The organism is Asticcacaulis sp. P4_H10, from assembly GCF_056400965.1.
This window is the reverse complement of the sequence record NZ_JBFUKH010000007.1, coordinates 232,805-258,243: the sequence shown is the minus strand read 5'-3', so window position 1 is coordinate 258,243 and position 25,439 is coordinate 232,805. Positions and strand designations below refer to the sequence as shown.

At 60.1% G+C, this 25,439-nt stretch carries 13 protein-coding genes; 9 read left to right on the top strand and 4 right to left on the bottom strand.

The annotated features are described in order from the left end of the window. Nucleotides 1–63 precede the first annotated feature (63 nt). From AC1DON_RS14385 to AC1DON_RS14365, 5 genes are all read left to right on the top strand, one after another. On the top strand, nt 64–1,485 hold the full coding sequence (locus AC1DON_RS14385) for a glycoside hydrolase family 28 protein (RefSeq protein ID WP_476935501.1): 1,422 nt from the start codon (nt 64–66) through the stop codon (nt 1,483–1,485). 101 nt (nt 1,486–1,586) lie between these two features. After that, nucleotides 1,587–4,919: a TonB-dependent receptor gene (locus AC1DON_RS14380; protein ID WP_476935500.1), complete on the top strand. Its 3,333-nt coding sequence runs from the start codon at nt 1,587–1,589 to the stop codon at nt 4,917–4,919. 127 nt (nt 4,920–5,046) lie between these two features. Then, on the top strand, nt 5,047–7,305 hold the full coding sequence (locus AC1DON_RS14375) for a glycoside hydrolase family 88 protein (RefSeq protein WP_476935499.1): 2,259 nt from the start codon (nt 5,047–5,049) through the stop codon (nt 7,303–7,305). A gap of 12 nt (nt 7,306–7,317) precedes the next feature. Further along, the gene (locus AC1DON_RS14370; RefSeq protein ID WP_476935498.1) at nt 7,318–8,676 is read left to right on the top strand and encodes an oligogalacturonate lyase family protein; all 1,359 of its coding nucleotides are present in this window, start codon (nt 7,318–7,320) and stop codon (nt 8,674–8,676) included. 35 nt (nt 8,677–8,711) lie between these two features. After that, complete coding sequence (locus AC1DON_RS14365; protein ID WP_476935497.1) at nt 8,712–9,518, top strand: IclR family transcriptional regulator; 807 nt, start codon at nt 8,712–8,714, stop codon at nt 9,516–9,518. Nucleotides 9,519–9,521: 3 nt separating this feature from the next. On the opposite strand, the gene AC1DON_RS14360 is transcribed toward AC1DON_RS14365, so the two are convergent. Together AC1DON_RS14360 and AC1DON_RS14355 are read right to left on the bottom strand one after the other, a co-directional pair. Continuing rightward, nucleotides 9,522–11,342 (bottom strand): Svx/AvrXca family virulence/avirulence protein, encoded by a 1,821-nt coding sequence (locus AC1DON_RS14360; protein ID WP_476935496.1) that lies wholly within the window; start codon nt 11,340–11,342, stop codon nt 9,522–9,524. Further along, the gene (locus tag AC1DON_RS14355) at nt 11,342–13,720 is read right to left on the bottom strand and encodes a beta-L-arabinofuranosidase domain-containing protein (RefSeq protein WP_476935495.1); all 2,379 of its coding nucleotides are present in this window, start codon (nt 13,718–13,720) and stop codon (nt 11,342–11,344) included. The genes AC1DON_RS14360 and AC1DON_RS14355 overlap by 1 nt, the downstream gene beginning before the upstream one ends. Before the next feature lie 434 nt (nt 13,721–14,154). Here AC1DON_RS14355 and AC1DON_RS14350 point away from each other — a divergent pair, with 434 nt between their 5' ends. Both AC1DON_RS14350 and AC1DON_RS14345 read left to right on the top strand, forming a co-directional pair. Then, complete coding sequence (locus AC1DON_RS14350; RefSeq protein ID WP_476935494.1) at nt 14,155–16,857, top strand: TonB-dependent receptor; 2,703 nt, start codon at nt 14,155–14,157, stop codon at nt 16,855–16,857. Nucleotides 16,858–16,950: 93 nt separating this feature from the next. Next, complete coding sequence (locus tag AC1DON_RS14345) at nt 16,951–17,646, top strand: DUF6445 family protein (RefSeq protein ID WP_476935493.1); 696 nt, start codon at nt 16,951–16,953, stop codon at nt 17,644–17,646. Nucleotides 17,647–17,648: 2 nt separating this feature from the next. On the opposite strand, the gene AC1DON_RS14340 is transcribed toward AC1DON_RS14345, so the two are convergent. Then, nucleotides 17,649–19,163 carry a tryptophan halogenase family protein gene (locus AC1DON_RS14340; RefSeq protein WP_476935492.1) on the bottom strand — a complete coding sequence of 505 codons (1,515 nt, stop codon included), beginning with the start codon at nt 19,161–19,163 and terminating at the stop codon, nt 17,649–17,651. A 183-nt stretch (nt 19,164–19,346) separates the two neighbouring features. Between AC1DON_RS14340 and AC1DON_RS14335 the strand changes: the two genes are divergently transcribed. Then, a complete protein-coding gene (locus tag AC1DON_RS14335; protein ID WP_476935491.1) occupies nt 19,347–21,623 on the top strand; it encodes a S9 family peptidase in 2,277 nt (758 codons plus the stop codon). Between the two features lie 13 nt (nt 21,624–21,636). Here AC1DON_RS14335 and AC1DON_RS14330 read toward each other — a convergent pair whose 3' ends face one another. Beyond that, nucleotides 21,637–23,136: a glycoside hydrolase family 27 protein gene (locus tag AC1DON_RS14330; protein ID WP_476935490.1), complete on the bottom strand. Its 1,500-nt coding sequence runs from the start codon at nt 23,134–23,136 to the stop codon at nt 21,637–21,639. A gap of 75 nt (nt 23,137–23,211) precedes the next feature. Between AC1DON_RS14330 and AC1DON_RS14325 the strand changes: the two genes are divergently transcribed. Then, the gene (locus AC1DON_RS14325; RefSeq protein ID WP_476935489.1) at nt 23,212–25,212 is read left to right on the top strand and encodes a glycoside hydrolase family 97 protein; all 2,001 of its coding nucleotides are present in this window, start codon (nt 23,212–23,214) and stop codon (nt 25,210–25,212) included. The last annotated feature ends 227 nt before the right edge of the window (nt 25,213–25,439 follow it).

Genomic DNA, 25,439 nt, shown 5'->3' with positions numbered 1-25,439 from the left:
ACCTTCCCGTGGCGCACGCTCCACCTTTTTCAGGGTCTTTCGTTTGTCATGTGGAGTCGGTTCGTGGCCTTGTGCACGCGTCTTAGTCAGTCCCTGATCGCCATCATTGCCTTTGTGGTGATGATGTCGGCGCACGCCATGGCGGCCGTCGATCCGGCGGCGCCGCGTGGGCTGACCGGTACGATCGTGCGTGCAGACGACTATGGGGTCAAAGGTGACGGGCTTACGGACAATACTGTCGCCCTGCAAAAGGCAATCGATGCCACAGCCACGAAACACGGCACCTTGGTGTTGACGCCAGGCACCTATCTGACAGGGTCTTTGTTTCTAAAATCCGGCATGGCCTTGCGCCTCGACAAGGGCGTGCGTTTGCTGGGCCGCCAGACGATCGATGCCTATCCCCGTCAGTTCACCCGCATCGCCGGCGTCGAAATCACCTGGCCGTCGGCGCTGCTCAATGTCTACGAGCAGTCGGATATCAGGGTTTATGGCGAAGGCACAATTGACGGCGATGGCAAGGTCTTCTGGGACAGCTTTCAGAGGATCCGCGCTGACTATGAACCGCGCGGCCTGCGCTGGGCGGCCGACTACGACGCCGAACGGCCGCGCCTGATCCAGATCTACAAGTCGAGCCGCATTGAGCTGGGCGGAGAGGCCGAGAACCTGCTGCTGACGCGGTCGGGCTTCTGGACGGTGCAGATCGTCTATTCGCATGACGTCAAGGTGTCCGGCGTCATGGTGCGCAACAATGTCGACGGCAAGGGGCCTTCGACGGATGGGATAGACATCGATTCCTCGCACACAATCCTGGTCGAAAATGCCGACATCGACGCCAATGACGACGCCCTATGCCTGAAGGCCGGACGCGACGCTGACGGTCTGAAGGTCAACCGGCCAACCGAAAATGTCGTCATCCGCAATTCGACCATCCGCAACGCCTATGCTGGTATCACCTTTGGGTCAGAGACGTCAGGCGGCATCCGCAATGTCGAGGTCTATGGCCTGAAGGTCGTAGGACCGGTGCGTTACGGCATCCTGTTCAAGTCGGCGAAGACGCGCGGCGGGACAGTGTCGGACATCGACATCCACGATATCGATATCGGCCAGGCGGACGCGGGTATCCGCATCAATCTCAACTGGTTTCCGCAGTATTCCTATACCAAAATTCCGAAGGGCATCACCGACGTGCCGGCGCACTGGAAGGTGCTGACGGCCCAGGTTCCGGCAGAAAAGGGCCTGCCCCACGTCCGCGACATCCGCATCGCGCGCGTCAAGGCGCGGGGCCTCAAAACGGCGGTCGAGTTCGAGGCCTATCCCGATGCGCCCATCCAGAACGTCCGGTTGGAAGACATCGACATCGAAGCCCAGCAGTTCGGCGTCATTCGTCATGCCAACGGCATTCACTTCAGCAACAGCCGGATCACAGCCAGCCAAGGGGGGACAGTCACACTGGAAAACACAAGCGATATCACAGGATTGCCCTGACGGGGCAAAAGACGGCGCGTAAAGCGCTGCCAGATGACACCGGTGGCGAAGCCATCCGGCAAAAGCCGTTTCAAGCGGCAAATGAAAAAGGTAGGAAAACGATGAAACTCAAGGGTAGTACATTAAGGTTCATGTTCGGCGCATCCCTGATGGCACTGACGGCGGCGTCGGCCCACGCCCAGGCGCCGGCTGCGGCCAGCAGCGATGCGGCGGTTGACGACCAGGCGATCGTCATTACCGGCGCTCGTAACTCGGAGCGATCGGCCATCCAGCGCAAGAAACGCGCGGCGACGGCCCAGGACTCGATCGTCGCCGACGACGTCGGCAACTTCCCGGACAAGAATGTCGGCGAGGCCATTTCGCGTATCGCGGGTGTGGCACTGGATGTCAGCGACGCCGGCGACCAGGGCGGCTTCACCATCCGCGGTCAGGCCGCTGATCTGGTTCGTGTCGAAGTCGATGGCATGTCGATGCTGCCGACGGATTCCCAGAACGGCCGCTCGGTCACTGGCCTCAACGACATGTCTTCCGACCTGATCAAGAGCGTGGACGTGGTCAAGGGCCAGACCGCTGACATGCGTCCGGGAGGCGTCGGTGGGACGGTGCGCATCGAACAGCGCAGCGGTCTCGACTTCAAGAAGCCGCTCTACAAGATGAACCTGCAGTACCAGAAGAATACACTGGACGGTAAGTGGTCGCCGCGTCTCAACGTGATCGCGACCCGCAAGTTCCTCGATGACCGTCTGGGCCTGTTGTTCAACTTCACCTATGACGACCAGCGCACCTCGACCGATTTCAACAGCGTGTCGGACAAGCAGGTCGGCTATCAGCCTTTCGGCGATCACGACAACTCGCCGGAAAAGACCTTCACTCAGGCTTATGACAAGGTGGCCGCGGCCGTCACGACCAAGGCCGGCTGCGCGGCCCTGCCGACGACCGGCATCAACAGCCGCCTGAACTGCTACGCCCAGTGGGAAGATTATACGCCGTCGCTGCCGCGCATGCGCCGCGAAAACCGCCGCGACACCCGCACCTCGTTCCAGCTGCGCGCCGACTATCGCCTGAGCGATGACCTGACGGTTTTCGCGTCGTACAACCCGAACATCCGCAAGCAGGATTTCCAGGCCTACAACCTGCAGATCATCGCGCCGAGTGGCACGACGGGCACAACGGGCGCACTGACCACCAATATGCGCAACGTCAAGGTCAACGCTAACCACTACGTCACGGAATACGACCTGATCCGCGGCAATGGTGTCACGACGCTGAACTATGACAGCCAGGTGCGCGACATCCAGCGCACGAACGAGCAGCACTATACCCAGATTGGCGCTGATTTCAAAAACGAAAACTGGATCGCGAAGGCGCGTATCCAATATGGCTTTGCGAAAGGCGAACGTGAGGACGATGCCTTCAAGATCATCGCCTCGATCCCGTCGGCGCATTTCTACATGATCCCGGAAAACGGCCTGTGGACGTTCGACGTCCCGACCGTCGATCTCGACAACCCGGCGTCTTACTATCCGACTTCGCCGGACAACTCGACGCCGGTCCGTCCCGGTGTCTTCCAGAACCCGACGACCACAGCGCGCCTGGAATATACGCCGCAAGCGGACAAGAACCAGGAGTGGAACTACCAACTGGATCTGACGCGCAACTTCACCGATTTCGGTCCGCTGAAGAGCATCAAGTTCGGTGGCTCGCACACCGATCGGGACAACGAAACCTGGCGCGAAGGCGGCTTCAACATCGCGCCGGGCGTCATGCTGTCACGCGCCAGAAGCCTCGATTATGTCCGCTTCTGCGACCCGGCGGTCAGCGGCGCCAACTGCACCTTCGGTTCGCGCACGCTGAACACGGTCGCGACCAGTCAGGACCGGCTTGAAAAGGAGCATATGCTGACGCGGGCGCAGTATCAGGAGCTGATCAATAACAGCATCATGCCTCTTCCGGGCGCGAACTACTTCGAAGGCATGCCCGATCGCGGCAACCTGATCGACTCGTGGCAGGCCTTCAGCTTCGATAACCTGTTCGGCACCCTGGGCAAATATGCCGACCTGAGCCACCATACGCTCGACTGTCTGTATGAGTGCATCGCTTCGGACGGCAAGACCTATACGCGCCCCAGCTATTCGACCAACGAAGTGACGACGTCTGCCTACGTCATGGGCGATTTCGAAACGCGTCTGTTCAATATGCCGGTGTTTGGTAACCTGGGCGTGCGCTATCAGAAGATTACGGTCGATGCAGCGCCATCGGTCGTCTTCCAGACCACGACGATTGACCCGGTGCGTCTGGGTCAGATCCAGGCCGGCGGCACGGGGATCGACCCCACGGTCACGACGTTTGTCGAGCGCCGGATCTTCGACATTCATCGCCAGTCGGAAGACGTACTGCCGAGCTTCAACCTGGCCGTCTGGCCAATCGAAGACGAACTGGTGGTCCGCTATTCGATCGCCAAGCAGCGTGCGCGTCCCAGCATGGCGCAGCTGACCGGCACGTCGGCGGCGACCTGTAACTTCATCAGCACTCAGGACTCGGCGACACTGGAACAACTCGGGATCAATTTCCCCGGTTACTGGAACGACGCCGACCCGGACGCGGAAGTGGAGCCAAACAACGACAAGCGTTGCTCAGGCCGCATCGGCAACCCGGAGCTTTTGGGCTATGGGGCCACGACGTCGAACATCTCGCTGGAATGGTATCCGAACCGCGACAGCCAGCTGAGCATCGCCAGCTATTCCATTGACGTGAAGTCGGGCCGCCCGGAAGAAGTCACGCTCCCGGAATACGAGCTGGAAGGCAACACCTACATTGCTCCGACCTATGAAGACGGGCCCAGCGGCCTGCAACAGAAGGGCATTGAACTGGCGGGTCGGACCGCGTTCAGCTTCGCACCGAGCGTCCTTAAGTACACGGGTGCAGGCTTCAACTACTCGACCACGGAAAGCAACGAAAGCTTCACGGCAATCGACCCGATAACCGGCAAGCCCCTTCCGCCCATCAAGCAGTCGAGCTACTACTATAACCTCAACTTCTGGTACGATGACGGCAAGCTGAATGCCCGCGTCGCCTACCAGGAGCGTGATTTCTACTACGACCGGATCGATGCTTCCGAAGGCACCAACCGCGTCCCGAATGAAGCCACCCAGAACGCCATGGGTATCAATCTGCCGCCGTATGGCGGTGCGACCAGCTACTTCAAGACCGTCACGCCGGTCTTCAAGAACAAGACGAAGTCGCTTGATGCCCGCATGTCGTACAAGATCAACAAGCACGTCGAACTGTTCGCCGAAGGCAAAAACCTTCTGAACGATACGCTCACCCGCTATGCTCCGGAAGAGTTCCGCGATGTTGGTAACGGCACGCCCTACGTCTTCGACACCCTGTACTATGGCCGCCGTCTCTATTTCGGCGTCATTGCAACCTTCTAGGTACGCGTAAACCGTAGGTCCGGCCCTGCAGCGCGGGGTCGGACTTTCGGCAAGTTTGATGTCAGGCTAAGGTTGCTCGTCGGGGGTGGCTTTTGCTGCAAGATTTCGTCTTTCAGGATACTCGATCATGATCATGCGCCAAGTCTTGGGTCTCAACGTCTTGGGCCTTTATGTTTCTGGCTGCGTTTTGGCTGCCGCCATCCTAGCGGCCCCACTGTCGGCTGCGGCGCAGAGCGCCCCTCCGGTCGCCGGCATCGAAGCCAGCTGGCTGACGCCGACGGCGCGGCCCGATACAGTCTTCTCGCCCGACCGCCTGCCAACGCGCGAAGCTGTCCTGACGGTGCTCGACTATGTCGCGACCTCGCAGATCGCGGATATGAGCCGCCGGCCGATCCAGTTGTCGACGGGTTCAAACCTGACCGAAATTTCCTCCAACTGGGTGGCGGCCACCTTCTATATCGGCGCGGCGCGCCTGGCGCGCATGTCGGAGAACAAGACGACGCTGCGCTTCCTGACCGCGACGGCCGAGCACTATAATTACGCGCTTCGCGGAGGGCGCTCCGAACGGACCTTGCTGAACGCCGACGATATAGCGATCGGCGATCTCTATGAGGAACTCTATAGCCGCCGCGGCCAGCAGGGCGCCCTGATGCCGCTGCAGCAGCGCCTCGATTACCAGGTGCCGCACCTCAATCGCCCCGAAGAGACCGAGGCGCTGGTCTGGTGGTGGTGCGACGCGCTCTATATGGCGCCGCCGGTGCTGGCGCGCATGTCGGTTCTGACCGGCGATCCCAAATATGTGCGCGCCATGGACAAGGAATGGCGCCGCACCTATGCGCGCCTGTGGGTCGAAGACGACCAGCTGTTCCTGCGTGACGAACGCTTCAAGACGCGGACGGGCGAGGGCGGCAAGCCGATCTACTGGGCGCGCGGCAATGGCTGGGTCATGGGCGGCCTGGCGCGTACGCTCGAAGCCATGCCGGCCGATTTCGCCGGCCGCGATTTTTACATTACGATGTTTCAGAAAATGTCGAAGCGTATTGTCACGCTTCAGCAGGCCGACGGCCTGTGGCGCGCCGACCTCAATGATCCGACCCACTTCCCCGAGGCGGAAACCTCGGGCTCGGCCTTCTTCGTCTACGCCCTGGCCTGGGGGATCAATCACGGCCTGCTCGACCGCAGGACCTATCAGCCGCATGTGCTGAAGGGCTGGGCGGCCCTCAACCGCCATATTCTGCCGAACGGCCTGATCGGCGCGGCGCAGAAGACTGGTGACCGTCCTGTGACGACAGCGGCCGATGAGACTGGCCCCTATGCCACGGGTGCCTTCCTGCTGGCAGGTATCGAAGTGATGGATCTGAATGGCAAGACTCAGAGCCTGCCGGAGGCCGAACCCGCCCGCGATAATGACACTGCCATCACGGCTACGACGCCGCAGCCGGTACCGCCCGCGACCATAGTTGGGGACGCCGAGAAAGCACGCCGCGAGGACGAGATGAAGGCGACGCGCGCCCTGGCCTACGATCCGGCGACGCTCAAGCGTCCAGCGCCGGTCGAGCGGCTGACGCCACCGGCCGACCAGACGCCGCGCGCCGTGGCCCGCTTCGCACCAGATCGTTTCGATGACATCCTGTGGGAAAACGACAAGGTCGCCCACCGCATCTACGGACCGGCGCTGCAGTTGCGCGAGCCGCCTTCGGGCTCGGGAATCGATGTCTGGGCCAAGCGCGTTCGCTATCCGTATATGGACCGCCAGCTGAAGTTTCCGTCCTATCACGTCGATCGCGGCGAGGGGCTCGACTATTACGATGTCGGCCGTGGTCGCGGCGCCGGCGGACTTGGCATCTGGTACGAGAATAAGCTGTGGACATCTCGTAATTTCACGAAATATGAGATCCTCAAGACCGGCGGCGACGAGGCGAAGTTCACTGTCGACTACAAGCCCTGGCCGGTCGATGTGACGCGTAAGGTCTGGGAGACGCGCAGCTTCTCGCTGCCGCTCGGTTCAAATTTCACGCGCATGGTGTCGACCCTCCAGTCGGATACATCCGAGCCGCTGATCGTCGGCATCGGCATCGACAAGCGGAAAGGTCCCGGCGGTTCCGGTAACGTCACCAAGGACGCCAAGGCCGGCCGCCTGAGCTTCTGGGAGCCGAACGACGGCGTTCACGGCAGCATCGGCATCTCGATCGCTGTCGATCCGGCCATGGTCGAAGGCTTTGCCGAGGACGCCGAAAACTACCTGATCCTGCTGCGCGTCACGCCGGGCAAGCCGTTCGTCTACTATATGGGATCGGCCTGGGATGGCGGTCTCGATTTCACCTCGCGCGATGCCTGGGAAAGCTTCGCCAACGCGCAGAAATTCAGCTTCGACGCCGGTAAGTAAGGGAGTATCCGCATGATGCGTGAAACACGCCGGACGGCGCTGAAGGGCCTGTGGAGCGCTTCGGCCTTGCTTCCGTTGATGATCCATGGTCCGGCAAACGCCCAAGCGGTGCTTGTGCAGCCCGCAGGCAATCCGCCGAAGTCGTGGATAGACGTAAAGACCGGTCATCGCGTCGTCCGCATATCGGACGAGCCGGGCGCGATGGTTATGTACTTCTACCGTCCGGTCTACACGCCCGAAGGCGATCTGATGGTCATCAAATCGCCGACCGGTATCCAGACGGTGGACCTGAAGACCTGGGTGGTAAAGCCGTTGGTAACCGGGCCGGGCTTTGAGCTGATGTTCATGGCGCGCAAGTCCCGCGAGGTCTATTATTCCGTCACAGATGCCGGCGAGGGCGAGGCGATCGACCGCCCCAAGACGATCTACGCCGTCCATGTCGACACCAAAAAGGTGCGCAAGATCACGCGCATCGTGGCCGGCCAGATCACCGCTATGAATGCTGACGATACGCTGCTGCTCGGCACCGTCGCTTATGGTGCCAAGCCATTGCAACCCAAGGACAAGGACAGCGTCGACAAGTTTGGCCAGGCGGAATATGCGGCGCTGGGGCCTGACGGCAAGCCGCTGAACTTTGCCAAGGCCAAGGGCGTGCGCATGCTGGAGCGGTGGGCGGCGCGCGTGCCGGCCGAGCTGTTCACCATCGACATCAGGACCGGCGAGCGCAAGGTTCTTTACAAGACTGAGGAATGGATCGGCCACGCCCAGTTTTCGCCGACCGATCCGAACCTGGTCCGCTTCTGTATGGAGGGGCCATGGCATCGCGTCGATCGCATCAAGCTGATCAATGCCGATGGTTCCAACCTCAGAAGCGTACATCAACGCACCATGAACATGGAAATCTGGGGCCATGAATTCTTCAGCCAGGATGGCAAGTGGCTGTGGTACGACCTGCAAACACCGCGCGGCCAGGTGTTCTGGGTGGCAGGTCTGGAACTGGCGACTGGCCGCCGCGTCTGGAAGCGGATGGAGCCAAACGACTGGGGTGTGCACTTCAACGTCGCGCCCGATGGCGTAACCTTCGCCAGCGACGGCGGCGATGCCGACATGGTGGCGCATGCGCCTGATGGCAAATGGATTACGCTTCTCAAGGCGAACACAATCGTCGACGCGGATTTGCCATCATATGACGACAGGCTGATCTCGATCGAGACCTTTGCGTCTACGCGCCTCGTCGATATGTCGACGCATGACTATAAGCTGGAACCGAACCTGCGCTTTACGCCGGACGGAAAGTGGATCATCTTCTGTTCGAATATGCACGGCGTGAATCATGTTTATGCCGTGGAAGTTGCCAAAGCGGCTTTGTAAGAGTAACCCGAGTTAATGTTTAAGAGAATCCTGGCATGAACAAGCCCGTAACCCCCAATGTGGAAAGCGAACCCGTCGATGAGGCTGCGGCGGTGCGCATGCCTGCGGCCCTGACCCTGGCCAAGGGGCTGGACGTTCTGTCGCGGGTGGCCAAGGGCGACAATACGCTGGGCAAGATGTCGAAGGCGCTGGGGCTGAACAAGACGACAGTGCACCGCCTGGCTACGACTCTGGTCGAAAGCGACTTTCTATCATTCTCGCCGCGTGAGGGTTATGCGCTCGGCACCAAGCTTCTCGAACTCGGCTTTGCCGCCCAGCAGCAGATCACCCTGACACGCGTCAGCCACGACTATCTGCGCCAGCTGTCGGCCGATACGGGTGACACGGTCAATCTCGGTATCCTGGAACGCGACCAGGTCCACTATATCGACAAGATCCCCGGCACGCGCCGGGTCGAAGTCCGTTGCGTCGTCGGCGAACGCCAGCCACTGCGCCACACCGGCCTCGGCAAGGCGCTTCTGCTGGATGAACCCGAGGATCGCCTGCGTGAAGTCTTCCAGCGCGAGGCCCTGCTCTATCCGCGCTATCGATATGACATCAAGCAGTGGCTTGAGGTCATGGCGCATTATCGCGAGCACGGTTATGCGCTCGACCTCGATGAGAACGAGGACCATGTCCGCTGCGTCGCAGCCCCGATTCGTGACATGTCGGGCAAGATCATTGCCGCCATCTCGGTCTCTTCGGCGGCGCAATATATGGACGACGACCGCATTCAACTCATGCGCGGCTACGTTAAGGACACCGCCATGAAGATCAGCCGGCAGTCCGGATATACCGGCTAGGGTTTACCAGCGATAATCCGGCCTGGCGGTGACTTCCGGCACGGGTGCGGTCAGTGTGCCGCCTTGTTGGGCCGCTTCCGGGCTGTCCTGGCTGTTCTGATCGACAAAGCCGTAATAGACGCCCTTCGACAGCTTAGGTCCGCCGCGCACCTCGGCATCGCCGCGAATCTGCGCCGTTCCGCCGACGACCGTACCGGGCTCGAACGCGCCCGGGCTCATGAAGATGGTCGCGACGACGGCCTTGTTCTTCACAACGACACCCCTGTCGAGGATTGTCATAGCGCCGACCGTGGCATTGTCCTGGACCGTGCCGTTGACGATGATGGCGTGGTCTTCGATACGCGCATTGCCCAGGACCTTGCCACCCAGCACCTGAGCGTAAGGCCCGACATAGGCTGTGGAATCGACCTGTGCGCCTTCAGCGACCCAGCCGCCGCCATTCTTATGCTTGTGTCCCTTGGCCGTCGGCGTCTTCGCGTTGGCCTCAAAGCCTTGCGGCTTGGCGCCCTGAAGCTCGACCATCCACGGATAGCGATAGATCGAATAGTAGGGCTGGTCCCACTTGATCTTGTGCATCGTCTTCGGCGTGCCGACGACGACCATGTAAACCGCTTTGTCGCCTGGCTTGACCGGGAAGACCATCTCGCCGTCGGCGCCACCCATCAGTGGGCTGAGGCGCGACTCGCCGTTGGCGTCGATTGCCACCACACCCCAGCGCCAATCGGAATCGGGATTGCCAATGCTGTCGGGCTCGTTAGCCAGGCCGGGCAGGGTGGTTGCGGCCGGCTTGTCCTGGATTACGCCTTTGAAGGTCACTTTGATCTTGCCCGCGCCGGTATCGGGAACCAACTGGACGATATTGTAGCCCCAGCGCTGCGGCGCCCAGTCGAACGGCACGGCGTAGCGGCCCTTGGCGGCATCGATCGCGTCGAGCGCGGTGACCCGCAAACGGCGGTCGCCATCGCGCTGGTCATAGCTGCCGTACTTGGTGCGATAGAGCACGCCCTGGTCGCTGCCGTCCGGATTGATGTAGTCCCAGTTGACATTGTACATGGCCCAGGCGCCAAAAACGTCGTTGAGATCGTCCTGGCTCCAGCCCTGGTTGCGCTTCAGGATCGAGAACGGGTCTTCTTCGAGATAGCCCGGCTGACCGGTCTTGATCGCCTTTAGCCAGATATTGTTGACCGCTTCATAGCCATACTCGTTCTTGAGGTGCTCGAGGAACTGCCAGTTGCAGTAGCGGTCGCGCGTCGAGCCGTAATAGAGGTGCGGGAAATTGACCAGCATCTCGGAGCAATGGACTTCCTTGTTGTGGAACTCCGGCATCTGATGCGTCATCCAGTTGGCGTGGCTTTCCCACAGCCAGCCGACGTAAGGAGAGTCGCGCAGAGCCTGCGTCGAGCCACTCAAGGCATGAGCAAATTCGTGCGCCAGCCCCCAGTTGTCCTTGAGCGCCGGTGGGGCGATCCACATGCCCATGTCGCGTTCACCGGTTGGTCCGCCCGCCAGGCCAAAGGTCGGGTCGAGATTGATATTGGTCTTGTGCTTCTTGGCGGTATCGCAATAGGGCTCGGCAAAAGCGACCGGGCCCATATAGAAGTTCCAGATCTCTTCCAGCTTTATGCCTGCGGCCTTCGCGTCGTCCGGATTGACGGTGTTGTCCTTCCAGCGGAAGGCAAAGTGCGCGGTTTCATAGCGCACTGGCGCTTCGTTCGGCTCACCAGACACGATAGTCCAGTCGCCCGGCACGCAGGTTTCTGCTTGGGCGGCGCCCGCGAGTGCAAGGGTCAGGGCGGCTACACTCACAGCAAGCAGGGTACGCATCAGACGGTACCCTTCGATGCTGACGCGGTGAACAGGCGGACGCCGAAGACCATGCCGGTCGAGCGATTATTAGTCGGTTGCAGGCGCATCAGTACCGTGCCCTTGCCCTTGGTCAGTTCTTCGGGGATATCGTAAGTCTCGTCGAAGAACTCACCGGGCTTGGGCGCCGCTGGGTGCGAGACGCTGACGGCGACCTTGCCGTCGATCATCACGTCGTAGGAACGGCGATCGTCGCCCCAATAAGTTGCTTGCAGCTTGAGCGGGCCAGCGTCTTTGCCGGGCTCGCGGCGGACCTTCATGGTGAACTGCATAAAGCCGCCCTGGCGGGCATCACGGCCGTTGCGGCCGCGATAGGTGCCGGGCCACGACACGTCGGACTCGAGGTTATGGTCGCGTTCGGGTTGCATCTCGCCAAGGTACATGACGTCGACTGACCGCGCCGACAGGTCGCGTTGGCGCTCCTGTTCGGCCAGGAAGGCGGCTTCTTCGGTCTTCCACTCGGCCTCCGTAAAGCGCTTGAAATAGACGCCGCTGCGGCGCTCGTACTGGCTATAGAAGGGTACGAAGTCCATGTCGCCGGGACGGCCGGAACCCTTGGTGCGATAAAGCGCCTTTTTGACGCTGACGGGGGCAAAGGTCGCCAGCAGGTCGTCACCGACAAGCGCCGGCTCGGTGCCCTTGTAGTCTTCTTCGACCGAACCGAGATCGGCCGCCATGACCATCGGTCCGCGCAGCAGGGCGACGACGTTCGGATTGTCGCTGGTCGCTTCGAAGCGCAGGTCGAGCGGCAGCTTCAGACGCGCGGTATCGCCGCCGCTCCAGACACGATCAACGATCAGGTAGCCGCGGTCGCGGGTGCCCGCTACCGGCTTGCCGTTGACGGTAAGGTCCGCCGACTTGGCCCAGGCTGGAATGCGTAGAGCGACTTTAAACCTAGTCGGGCGGCGCAAGGAAGGAAGGCTCACGGCGATATCACCATCGTAGGGATAGCCGGTGTCGATGCGGACCTGAGCGCCCTTGGCCGCCCATTTCGCCGTCGCCGGGATATAGAGATTGACGAACAGGGTGTCGCCGCTTTCCCAGAAGATCGACTCGCCGTGCTTGGCGTGGCTTTCCATCCCCGAACCATGACAGCATGTCCAGTTATCGACCGGATCCGAGAAGCCGCGCGCTGCGCCCGTGAACAACGGCGTCATATAGCTGAACATGCCGGTCTTGGGGTTTTGCTGCGCCATGACGTGGTTCAGGTGGGCGCGTTCGAAATAGTCGAAATAGCGCGCATCATTGTCCCAGCTATAGAGATGCCGGGTCAGCTTGAGCATGTTGTAGGTGTTGCAATGCTCGCACGTCGCCTCGGTGATGTGCTTCGAGATGGTGTCTGGCTGGAAGAAATATTCCCGGTCGGCATTGCCGCCGATGACGTAGGAGTGGTGGTTGACGACGCGATCCCAGAAGAAGCTGACCGCCTTGCGATTGTCGTCCTGGCCTGCAACCTCATAAAGCGTGGCCTCACCCAACAGCTTCGGCACCTGGGTATTGGCGTGGTTGTTGGCCAGCTTGTCTTCGCCGGCGATCAGCGGATCGATGATGCGCTTGTGGTGCATGCGGCGGGCCAGGGCCAGCCAGCGGGGGTCTTTGGTGCGGCGATGGAGTTCGGCGAACGAGTCGTTCAGGCCGCCAAACTCACAGTCGAGGACCTTCTGCACCTGTTCGTCGCTCAGCGAGGTGAAAACGCGGTCTATATAGACGCCCAATCGCGTCGCGACGGTGATGCCCTTGCCGTGGCCGCAGAAGGTCTGGGCGTCGAACAGGCCGCCATAAAGCTTGTGCCAGTTATAGAGCGGCACCCAGCAGCCGTTGAGGTCGAAGCCCGCCGAGCGGATATCGCCGGCCATGATTTCCGGAAAAATCTCCTTGCCATCGACGACGCTACCGTCCTTGCGCTTGCGCGTGAAGCCGGCGACATAGCCGTCGCCATGGGCGCCCTGGATCAGGGCCAGTTCGTCTATAATATATGCCGCGCGCGCTTTAAGCACCGCATTGCCCGTCTGGGCATGCATCAGCGAGATGGCGGACAGGTAGTGGCCCAGGCTGTGGCCGGCGATCGTATCGCGCTCCCAGCCACCATAGATTTCGGCCTTGGGCTTCAGGCCGGCGCTCTTGCGGAAATTATGCAGCAGACGATCAGGATCGACGCTGAGCAGGTACCGCTCATTGACATCGACGGCTGTCTTATACGGTGAGGGCAGGAGGCGAACTGTGCTCAGCGGCAGAGACCGCGCGGTTATGGGGGCACTGATCGTGTCGGCGCGAAGCGGCCCGGCGGCCGTCGCCAGAGCCAGCGCACCTGCGCCGGAAAGGAGTCCGCGACGATTCATGACAACTGCGCCCATTATACACCCCTATATGTCTGACATATGTATACGATATACAGGGTGAATTTCAACAATGTTGTCAGACAATATCACCGTTTTGTCAGAATTTTAGCCTCGGACTTAGGAAGTTATTGCCGTATATGAAAATCAAAATCCTGCAAATATGTAATTTAAACTTCAACATGTTTAAGTTGCAACGATGTAGTGCATGCATGCAATGAGTAGGAATCTCTATATATTTCATTTCATGCGGGGAAAATTGGCTTATATACACAAAAATCTTCTATATAACCTTCGTTGCATTTATGACACGCGATTGACGATAGTGCACAAAAGGCCAAGGTAGTCACGTATATCGTATAAAATATTTTGACGGTTTTGTAAACTTGTGTCTTCATGGCGTCGCACATTTGTCAGGGAAAAAAGGACAAGGCACTATGAAGATTAAGCGGACATATCTGGTCACTGGGGGATTGATCGCTGCGGTACTGTGCTCACCGGCTGTCGCGCAGGAGGTTTCTGCGCCAGCCAATACGAGCACGGCAACTGCGGCGGAACAGAATGACGACGTCGTTGTCGTTAAAGGCATTCGCAAGAGCCTTAAAACCGCAGTCGATCGCAAGCGTCGTTCGGCGCAGATCGTCGATTCGATCGACGCCGAAGACGCTGGCAAGCTGCCAGACAACAACGTTGCCGAAGCGATTTCGCGCGTTTCCGGTGTTCAGATTACGCGCGAGCGCGGCGAAGGCGGCAGCGTTGCCATCCGCGGCATGACGGACATCCAGACCTCGGTCAACGGCAAGGCGACCAATTCGGGCACCGGCCGTTCGGCGGGCCTGAACGACGTCCCGGCCGAACTGCTGAAGTCGGTCCAGGTCTACAAGACCCGCACGCCCGACCAGGAAGAAGGCGGCATCGCCGGCACTGTCAACGTCGATCTGCGCCGTCCGCTGGACCTGCGCAAGGGCTGGACCGCGGCGGGCAGCATCCGTAACGTCTATAGCAATGTCGGCGAGACCGAGAGCCCCTATATCAGCGGCCTGGTTGCCAACCGATTCGACACCTCGATCGGTGAGATGGGCTTCCTGCTGAACCTGTCCTTCCAGAAGAACAATTATGGCGAACAGTATATCGAAAGCGAAACCCCGCGTGAATTCTGGGGCGCCCAACAGACCAGCCTGCCAGCCAACCAGAAGGACATCGTCGGTGTCTACAAGGTCCGTTACGGTGTCGAACGCGGCTATGTCGAACGTCCGTCGTACAATGCCGCCTTCCAGTGGCGCGCCAGTGACCAACTGACCTTCCTCCTCGAAGCCTCGCAGTTCAATGCCAAGGAGCATCGTCAGTTGGACGTGCTGGAAGCGCGCCTGAAAGACTCGAACGCGACGCTGTCGAACGTCGTCCTGATGCCGGACGGCAAGTCGCTGAAGTCGGCCACCTTCACCGGCACCGACCTGCCGATCGGTCCCTGGGCCAACGACCAGGATATAGATGTCGTCAACACTCGCCTGAACTTCGAGACCCGTTGGACCAATGATCGCTGGGATATCGACGCCGGTATCTCGGTCGACGAAAACAATTTCGATATGGAATGGTACCGTCAGACCATCCGTTTCAGCACGGCCACCCAGTTCAAGATCGATATGAACTCGCCCAACACCATCCAGGGCGCTCCTTATGTCGAATTTACCGGCATCAATCTTGATGACGTCAACAACTACTACCTGCACGAATTCGAAAACGGCAAGAGCTTCGAAGACAGCAAGGAAAACGTCTGGCAGTTCAACGCCAGCTACCGCGTCAGCGACGACAAGCTGATCCGCTCGGTGAAGTTTGGCGCCCAGCACAAGGATCGCCAGACGGGCCGTGCCTACGGTTATCGCTACGCGACCTTTGCCGCGCCCAACCGCGTCAAGCTGGTCGACTTCCCGACCGGCCAGGGTTACGACGCCGTATCAATCCAGGTTCCGGGCTTCGATTCGCCGACCTGGTACCGCCTGGATCTCGACAGCATCATCGACAATTTTGGTGATATCCGTGCCTTCGCCCAGTCCAAGAAGACCAATTCGTTCACGGGCTCTGGCGGCTGGACGGACGAGGTCGTCACGACCGAGGACGGCTTCGGCTCGTTCACTGCCACCGAAAAGAACTCAGCGGTGTATGCGCAGGCTCTCTATGGCTTCGACCTCGGCAGCTTCCCGGTTGACGGCGTCGTCGGCTTCCGTGCCACGAACACCATAGGCACCAGCACCACCAAGCAAAACCCAACTGCTGACCCGGTAGAAGCCCCGATCGACTATCACTTCGTCCTGCCCAGCGTGACGGCCGTGGTGCACTTTACGCCTAAGCTGCAACTGCGCATGGCCTACACAGAAAACGTCCAGCGCCCGAACTTCGGCGAAGCGACGTCCTGGGTGTCCCTGGATACCGGCTGCCGCTGCGGCTGGGGTGGTAATACACTTCTGCGTCCTAACCACGAACAGAGCTATGATGCCTCGCTGGAATACTATTTCGGCCGTGGCGGCATCGTCTCGTTCGCGACCTATCTGAAGAAGCCTGACGGCTTCATCACCTGGACGCACGAAGTCAACGTTCCCGTTGGCGGTTATGAGGGCCTGTGGACGATCGACCGTCCGACCAACGCCGGACCGGGTGAGTTCCAGGGCTACGAGTTCTCGGCTCAGGGCTTCTTCGACTTCCTGCCGGGCAAGTGGGCCAACTTTGGCGCCAGCGTCAACGCGACCTATAACGAGAAGGCGACGATCAAGTATCCGTACCTCGACGATACGGGCCTCGGCGACTACAACGCCATCGGGAACTCGAAGTCGACCTATAATCTGGCGCTGTATTACGATACACCGGAATTCAGCGCCCGGGTCGCCTATAACTATCGCGACAGCTACCGCGACAGTGCCGACCTGAACTATGCCAACGGCCTCTATTCGCTCTACGTCGATCCGACATCGCGCCTCGACGTAGCGGTCAACTGGACGCCGATCAAGCAGCTGACGCTGGCGCTGGAAGGCACCAACCTGCTGGAAAACAATACCCAGCGGTTCTGGGGTGAGCAGCATCTGATTCCGATGGGTATGCGGGTTCAGGCGCGGACCATCCAGCTCAGCGCCCGCTTCCGCTACTGATAGCCGGCGGATATGTTACAGAAACAGCCTGCCGGAAACGGCAGGCTGTTTTTTGTCCGGCGGTGCCGGGTAATGCCTCGGGAGATGATAGCCATGAAGGTCACCGTTCACACGCTTGGCAACGAAGGCAATAAGGTCATCATTATTGACCAGGCCGTGCCAGCCGCCGACGGCCTGATTGCCATGGCGGCGCTGGGTGAGCCATTTCGCGAGGTGACGGCCAGCAGTTATCCGGGCATTCGCCGCGTGCTTAGTCCAGCACATGAAGCCGAGCGCGACTATGTCAACTTCCTGTGCAAGCTCGCGGGGCCGATCATGCATGAGACGTTCGGTATCAAGCGCTTTAACGTCGATCATGCGGCGTTTTCATTGATGACCAAGCGCCCACTGCAAGCCAATCCCCTGACGCGCATTCCACATTATGATGAGATCACCCAGGTCAAATATGCGCTCCTCCATTTCCTGACCCCGGTATCCCAGGGGGGAACCGGCTTTTATCGCCACAAGCGCACGGGCTTTGAACGCATAACGGCCGAACGCAAGGACAGGTTTCATGAGGGCCTGCGCGAGGACTGGGCGGACTACGGCGATCCCCCTGAGGCCTATATGGGCGGCTCGGACAAGGCCTATGAGCAGACCGGCTATTTTGAAGGCGTTTTCAACCGGCTTCTGATCTATTCCGGCGCGCTTCTGCATACGGCGCAGATACCGGATACATTCGCCTACAACGCCAATCCAAGGACAGGCCGGCTCACGGCCAACCTGTTCCTGACCATTCCACAGGTCTGACACTAAACCGGGACCAGGTTGGGCGAAGGGCAGGCCTTGACGAGGTAGGCTTCGTGGCTGGGCATGGCCGCAGCCAGACCGGCCGTGCCTTCGCGAATACGGTCCATCCGCCAGCGGAACTCATCCTGCGGCATGATGTCGGCCAGGGGATGGTACGAGGCCGGTTCCATGCCTTGACCGACCAGGACGGCAAACCAGCTGGCCTCCTTGAACAGCTCCGCGTCACGCACAAGCGGCTGGTTGTGCGCCTTGAACGAGTCCAGTCGCTCGGCCAGGCTGTCGGGAATGTCCATATTCTTGCAGTAGGCCCAGAACGGCGTGTCCTCACGCTCCGTGACCTTGTAGTGCGCGATCAGGAAGTCTTTGACGTTGTCGTAATCCGCAAGCAGATCGTCATTGAAACACTTGCGCTGGATTGCGGTGATGCCGTCGCGCGGGAAATATTTCAGCAAGGTCATGATGGCTTGCTGGACCAGCCAGATCGAGGTCGATTCTAACGGTTCCAGAAAACCGGAAGAAAGGCCCATGGCGACGACATTGCGATTCCACATCTGTCGGCGATGGCCGGTCTGGAAGCGCACGATGCGCGGATCGGCCTGGGCCTTGCCATCGAGCCGTTCCAGCAGTTTTGCGGCGGCCTCGTCCTCGGACATGTATTCGGAACAGAAGACATAGCCGTTGCCCGTCCGGTGCTGCAGCGGAATGCGCCACTGCCAGCCGGCTTCGCGCGCCGTGGAGGTGGTGTAGGGGGCTGCCGGTCCAACCTTGTCGCACGGCACGGCAGCAGCGCGATCACACGGCAGCCATTTCGACCAGTCCTCATAGCCGCTTTTCAGCGTCTGTTCGATCAGGAGACCGCGGAAGCCCGAGCAATCAATAAACAGGTCGCCGGCGATGACCTGGCCGTTCTCAAGGACGACGCCGGTGATGTCTCCACTTTCCGGATGCTGTTCTACGCGGATGATCTTGCCTTCACGTCTAACGGCGCCCAGCTTTTCCGAATAGGCGCGCAGGTACTTGGCGTAGAGTGAGGCGTCGAAATGGAAGGCATAGTTGACGCGCGGCGCCTTGGGGTTGATCTCCTCCATTCGGGCAAAGCGGTTCTGACGCGCCGCCATAGTCTGGGGATTGAAGAGGCCAAAGTCGCTATTGCCGCCAGCCTTGCGGTAGCGCATCAGGTGGTGGTTGAAGTTGACGCCCATGTCGACGCCGTAGACACCGAATGGGTGAAGATAATCGCTGCCTGGCGCGGACCAGTTGACGAAGCGGATGCCCAGCTTGAAGGTGCCGTTGACAGCCTTCAGGAACTCGTTCTCGTCCAGGCCCAGCATGGCGTTGAATTCCCGGATCGGCGGAATGGTCGCCTCGCCAACGCCGACAATGCCGATTTCATCCGACTCGACCAGTGTGATGCTGTAACCGCCGGCGCCAAACGCGCGCGACAGTGCCGCAGCCGCCATCCACCCCGCAGTGCCGCCCCCGACAACAACGATCCTGCGAACAGCGCCAACAGCCATGATGATATGCCCCTGAATTCCAAACAGAGCTTAGATATGAAGTTATAGGCCAGCTAGTGTCAATCTTGTTGTATATCGTATAATTTATTTGACTGGGCGGTTGTTTGTGCCAAAACTCCGGATGTGGGCGCGGGCAAGACAGAACCGCCGAATTTAATTCCAGATAACCGGAAGGTTCTTTTCATGCGTATCCGCTCCCTGATGTTTGCTGCCTGTGCCGCGGCTTTGATGACAACGCCCGCTGTTACGGCATTCGCTCAAACACCAACAGCCGTTGTTACCCAGGATCCGCGCGCAGCTAAGGCCGAGATGTACATGGGCGGCAAGATCGGTGCGCTGATTACCGATCTCAATATCGAGGCGCGCTTCGTCGGCGGCAGCAAGGGCGTCGTCTATCGCCTGGGCAAACGCGGGGAAGGGCGGTTCATGATTGCCGATCCGCAAACCGCAACGACGCGCGAACTGGTCAACGAAGCGACGCTTGTGCCCCTGCTGACGGCCCAGGGCGCGAAAATCGATGGCCCGGCCTATATCCGTCTTCAGGACTATGATACCGAAACCAAGATTCTGAAGGTCTTGGCAGGCGGCCTCGACTGGCTCTATGACACCGGCACAGTCACAGTTAAAGCCGCTGAGTTGCCAGTGAAGGACGACGCTGTGGCTTCGCCCGACGGCAAATGGAAGGTCGTCGCGCGCAACTACAATCTGTGGCTCATCGAGGTCGCCACCGGAAAGGAAACGGCGCTTACCGCCGACGGCACCTACGACCGGCGCTATGGCCAGAACTACCCGCTGCTGGGCGATATGGTCGCCGCCAATTCCGAGACGCCGTCAAACAATGTGTCGGTGCAGTGGTCGCAGGACTCCAAGAAAATCCTGACCTACCGTCTTGATCGCAACGGCAGCTACATATGGCGCGCGGTCCAGCAAAATCCGTCCGGCAGCCAGTTCGCGCGCGAATTCTCCTATGTCTACCCAAGCGCCGGCGCCAAGGATGTACCGCAGGTCCATCCGATCGTCATCGATCTCGCCGAGGCCATAAAAGGCAATGCGGCGATCACTGCCATCGATGCGCCGTCTCAGTCGCTGTTGTGGCCGGGCGATCCGGCAATCTACTGGGATGATGCGGGACGCGTCGTCTACGAATGGCAGCAGCGGGGTTACGGCGAAGTCCGGCTTTATGAGGCCGATCCGGCGACAGGCAGGGCCGAGGTTCGCGTCCGCGAGGCGCTTAAGCCGCTGGTCACCGTAACCTCGACGGCCATCCGCAATACATCGGAACTGGGCGGCTATCTGGTGATTTCGGAGCGCTCGGACTGGGCGCAACTCTATTACATCAAGCGCGGTGAAGATCCAAATGGCGGCAAGCCGTTGACCAAGGGCAACTGGGAGGTCACCGAGATCACCCATATCGCCAAGAATGGTCCTGTTCTGGTCACCGGCATCGGCCGCGAGCAGGGCGTCAATCCCTACTATAAAAGCCTTTATCGTGTCGATCTGGCCGGCAAGATCAATAATCTGACGCCGGAACCGCTCGACCACGAAACCCGCGTCTCGGACGATGGCCAATGGATCATCGATCGCATGTCGTCGCCGACCGAGCCGACGCGCACCCTGCTGCGCCGGGCGTCCGACGGCGCCATCGTCATGGAACTGGGCCGCGCAGATCCTTCGGCCTTGCTGGCGTCTGGGTTCACCATGCCGGAACCCTTCGAGACCCTGGCCGACGACGGTAAGACGAAGCTTTACGGTATAATTCATCGCCCGGCCAATTTCGACCCGTCGAAGTCTTATCCGGTGATCGAGAACGTCTATACCGGCCCCACGACGCACCGTTTCGGGGAAGCGTATGACGACAACGTCGTCGCTGGCCTCAATGGTTTGGCGCAATGGGGCGCGATCGTTGTGACCATCGACGGGCGCGGAACGTCTCAGCGCGGCAAGGCGTTCCGCCTGCCGGCCTATCAGAACCTGGGTGAGGTCGGCCTTGACGATCATATCTATGTCCTGAAGGCGATGAAGGCGAAATATCCCTATATCGATCTCGACCGCGTCGGCGTCTACGGCGGCTCGGCCGGCGGCTACGATACGGCGCGCTTCGTCCTGCGCCGTCCGGATGTCTACAAGGTCGGCGTTGCATCGAGCGGCAATCACGACCTCCGGCTTGACAAGGCGTGGTGGCCGGAAGTGTCAATGGGCATTGCCGACGACGCGACGTGGGAGCGCAATTCCAACATCTCGGTCGCCGGTAATCTCAAGGGCAAGCTGATGCTGATCCATGGCGATATCGACGATAACGTGCCGGTGGCTGCTTCACTGCGGCTCTCGAATGCACTGATCAAGGCTGGCAAGCCGCACGAACTGGTTATCCTGCCCAACACCAATCACGCAGTTATGCAGCCCTACTACTGGAACAAGCTGACCAGCTACTTCGTCACCAACCTGATCGATGTGAAGTAAGGGAGGTGCGCGGTTAGCGCACCTTCACCAACACGGCGCCATGGGCGGGGACTTCATAGCTATACTCGGCACCTGCCGCCGCATCGGTATGCGCCCACAGATCGCGCACTGTCTTGGCGTCACTCAGTGCTATGTCGGCCCACGCGCCCCTGATGGTGACGGCCGTTTCCGCACGGTTAAAGAAGCCAACGGCGGTCGAGCCGTCACTAAGTTTCTTGGTCCAAATTTCGGTCGTGCCGTCCTTTTTGACCGGCAGGCCCTGGATGCCGGCAGGGTCCTGATCGACCGCAATGACGTCGCGATTGGTCAGTAGCGCCACCGTCTCCGGCGTCATGCTGCGCAGGTCGTTGCCGAGCAACAACGGCGCCGCCATCAGCGCCCACAGCGACATATGCGTCTTGTACTCATCGTGCGTCATGCCGCCATTGCCGACTTCCAGCATGTCTGGATCGTTCCAGCCATTGGGCCCGGTATGGTTCGGCTTGCCATTTGCATCGAAGCCGATCCACGACATGCGGGCATAGGTGTCTTCGATATCGCCGGTCGTGCGCCACAGGTGGCCACCGACGTCGCGCCCCCAGGAGCCGACATCGAAGCGGCCGTATTGGCAGAGGCTATAGACAATGTCGCGGCCCGTCGCGGCCAGAGCCTCGCCCATCTGCTGATAGGTGGCGTAGACCGTTTCCCTGGTATTGTAGAAGGCCTCGCCCGAGCACAGGTCGTATTTCAGGTAATCGATACCCCATTCTGCCCAGGTCCTGGCGTCCTGCTCGATGTGGCCGTAAGAGCCCTCAAAGCCACCGCACGATTTCGGCCCCTGTGAGCTGTAGATGCCGATCTTGAGCCCCTTGGAATGAACATAGTCGGCCAGGGCCTTCATGTCCGGAAACTTCTCATTGGGTTGCAGCACGCCGTTCGCCTCGCGCTTGCCCTGCCAGCCGTCGTCGATATTGATATAGACATAGCCGGCGTCGCGCAGCCCCGAGCTGACCAGGGCATCAGCGATCTCACGCACGGTTTTGTCGTCGATATCGGTGGCGAACTTGTTCCACGAATTCCAGCCTATGGGCGGCTTCGCGGCCAGGTTTTTTTGCGCAACAACGCGATGCGGGGGCAGGGGATAGGTCGGGAAATCGAGCGCCTTGATCTGCGCACTTGTACCCTTGTGCGCGGTGATGTCGAAGTCCTGGTACCAGAGCTTTCCCGTCATGCGCAGACCCTTGGCGTCTTGGGCAATGACGATGTCTTCAGGCTTGAGTCTTGGGTTGCCGTTATAGATCTGGAAGATCAGCCGGTCGCCGTCCGCGCGCAGATCCTTCATCGGCAGATCACCGTACCAGCGCGAAGTAATGGTGCCGGTCAGTTTGCCGCCTTTGTCCGAAATGACGACGCGGGTGAAGTCCGGATATTTCGGCGAACTGTCGAAGACATAGGCGCCCGTGGGCGCGGCAGCCATCGTGGCTTGCGTCAAGGCCCACCCGCCAATCAAAGTCGCCATCAAAGCTGCGCGCATCTCAATCCACCTTTACATTCCAATATCGTATACAGTATCCATATTTATCCGTTCGTCCATCCGAAAAAGGTTCGCATGTCCCGCTCCCTGATCCCCCTCCTGTTTCTGATGGCTGCCGGCACTGCGTCGGCCGAGACATGGACCGTGGCTTCGCCCGATGGCCGCAATGTCGTGACGCTCGATCAATCGGGCGCGGACTTGCCGACATGGTCGGTGACGCGCGATGGCTCTGCTGTGATTGCGCCGTCGGCGACTGGACTGCGCACCGATGTCACAGGCTTCGGCGCCAAGGGCTTTACGGTTGTCGATGCCAAGACGCGTTCGGTCAATGAGACCTACGCCATCGTACTCGGCAAGGCGAAGACGGCGCCCGATGTCTATACCGAGACGCAACTGACCTTTCAGGAAAAGGAGGGGGGGCGGGCCATCGGTCTGATCGTGCGTGCCTACGACAATGGCGTCGCGCTGCGCTATGTTCTACCAAAGCAGCCAGGGTTTGAGACCTTTGGCGTCTATGGCGAAAAGACCGAGTTCTCGTTTGCGAAGGACTACGACTGCTGGGGCCTGAACATCGGCAAGTACCACAACGCCCACGAAGGCGAGTTCGATCCGGTCAAGTCGTCGCTGATCCGCGACCACTACCTGCTCGACTCGCCGCTGGTGTGTAAAACCGGGGTGAAAGAAACCGCCTTTGCCATCGCTGAGTCGGACGTGAAGGGCTATCCTGCGACCTTCTACACCCGCAAAGGTGACAATGGCCTGGGCGTAACGATCAAGCTGCCGCCGCGTCTGGACAGCGATTCGATCAAGCCCTACGTCGCGAAGATTACCCAAGCCGGCAGCGAATTTCGCACGCCTTGGCGCGTCGTCATGCTGGGTGATAGCGCCCGCGAGCTCGTTCAATCTAACCTCGTCGCGACGCTAGGTGAGCCTTCGCAGATCAAGGACACGTCGTGGATCAAGGGCGGCAAGAGCGCCTGGGACTGGTGGAACGGCTTCAATGCCCCGGTCGCCAAGCCTGGCATCAATACCGAGACCTACAAGGCCTATGTCGACTTCGCCAAGGAGATGGGTCTCGACTACATCCTGATCGACGAAGGCTGGTACACCGGCTCGTCGACGCGCCCGCGCACCGGTTCGGATGTCACCAAACCCATTCCGGCTGTCGATATGCCGGCCATTTTGAAATACGCAAAGGAACGCAATGTCCGCGTCATGATCTGGCTGCAATGGCAACAGCTTGACTGGCAGATGGACGAGGCCTTCGCCGCCTATGAAAAGTGGGGCATTGCCGGCGTCAAGATCGACTTCATGGACCGCTCGGATCAGGAGATGGTCGACTACTTCCACAAGGTGCTGTCGAAGGCCGCGAGCCATAAATTGCTGGTCGACCTGCACGGCGCCTATGCGCCCAACGGACTGGTCCGGACCTGGCCGAACTACATCACCCAGGAAGGTGTGCTGGGGGCGGAATACAACAAGTGGACGACGCGGATTACAGCGCGGCACAATGTGACCCTGCCCTATACGCGCATGATCCTGGGGCCGATCGACTATACACCAGGCGGGTTTGCCAACCGGACGCCCGAAACGTTCGAGATCCACGAAAACCGTCCGCTGATCATGACGACGCGCGGACAGGCGATCGCCATGTACGTCGTCTATGACAGCCCGCTGGTCATGGTTTCCGATGCGCCGCAAGCCTACAAGACAGCCGACGGTTCCTGGGAAGACGGGGCCGACTTTATCCGCGACGTGCCGGTGACATGGGATGAGACGCGGGTGCTGGCCGGCGACATCGGCGAGTATATCGTCACCGCCCGGCGCAAGGGCGACGCCTGGTATATCGGCGCCATGACCAATGAGGCCGGTCGCACGGTTGAGGTGCCCCTGAGCTTCCTGAGCGACGGCCAGTATGACGCCACGCTCTGGCAGGACGGATCGACGCCGGAGACGCTTGATCGCACGACGCAGGCGACTACGCGGACGGCGACCCTTTCGCTGCGTCTGGCCCCCTCGGGCGGGGCGACCGTCCGGATTGCCCTAAAACCCAAGGCGTTGAAAAAGAAGCGATAAGTGCTGACCGTCACAAAATAGTATAATATATACTTGACGCCGACAGAGGGGCATGGTTCTGATAGCGGGTCGATACTCCTCCGGGTTCGTCAAGTTTAAGCTGAGTGTTCCACGGGTGGAGCACCAGCAATGCAAAGCAGTGGAATACCCATTCTGCCGTCGGACTGCATTTCCAAAGCTTCACCCGTGTGTACGCGTAAGTTTCGCTTATCCCTGATCTCCGGATC

Excerpts from the sequence above, each read along its gene's own strand:
- AC1DON_RS14380 (WP_476935500.1), top strand. The coding sequence starts at position 1,587 with ATGAAACTCAAGGGTAGTACATTAAGGTTCATGTTCGGCGCATCCCTG.
- AC1DON_RS14375 (WP_476935499.1), top strand. The coding sequence starts at position 5,047 with ATGATCATGCGCCAAGTCTTGGGTCTCAACGTCTTGGGCCTTTATGTT.
- AC1DON_RS14370 (WP_476935498.1), top strand. The coding sequence starts at position 7,318 with ATGATGCGTGAAACACGCCGGACGGCGCTGAAGGGCCTGTGGAGCGCT.
- AC1DON_RS14365 (WP_476935497.1), top strand. The coding sequence starts at position 8,712 with ATGAACAAGCCCGTAACCCCCAATGTGGAAAGCGAACCCGTCGATGAG.
- AC1DON_RS14360 (WP_476935496.1), bottom strand. The coding sequence starts at position 11,342 with ATGCGTACCCTGCTTGCTGTGAGTGTAGCCGCCCTGACCCTTGCACTC.
- AC1DON_RS14355 (WP_476935495.1), bottom strand. The coding sequence starts at position 13,720 with ATGAATCGTCGCGGACTCCTTTCCGGCGCAGGTGCGCTGGCTCTGGCG.
- AC1DON_RS14350 (WP_476935494.1), top strand. The coding sequence starts at position 14,155 with ATGAAGATTAAGCGGACATATCTGGTCACTGGGGGATTGATCGCTGCG.
- AC1DON_RS14345 (WP_476935493.1), top strand. The coding sequence starts at position 16,951 with ATGAAGGTCACCGTTCACACGCTTGGCAACGAAGGCAATAAGGTCATC.
- AC1DON_RS14340 (WP_476935492.1), bottom strand. The coding sequence starts at position 19,163 with ATGGCTGTTGGCGCTGTTCGCAGGATCGTTGTTGTCGGGGGCGGCACT.
- AC1DON_RS14335 (WP_476935491.1), top strand. The coding sequence starts at position 19,347 with ATGCGTATCCGCTCCCTGATGTTTGCTGCCTGTGCCGCGGCTTTGATG.
- AC1DON_RS14330 (WP_476935490.1), bottom strand. The coding sequence starts at position 23,136 with ATGCGCGCAGCTTTGATGGCGACTTTGATTGGCGGGTGGGCCTTGACG.
- AC1DON_RS14325 (WP_476935489.1), top strand. The coding sequence starts at position 23,212 with ATGTCCCGCTCCCTGATCCCCCTCCTGTTTCTGATGGCTGCCGGCACT.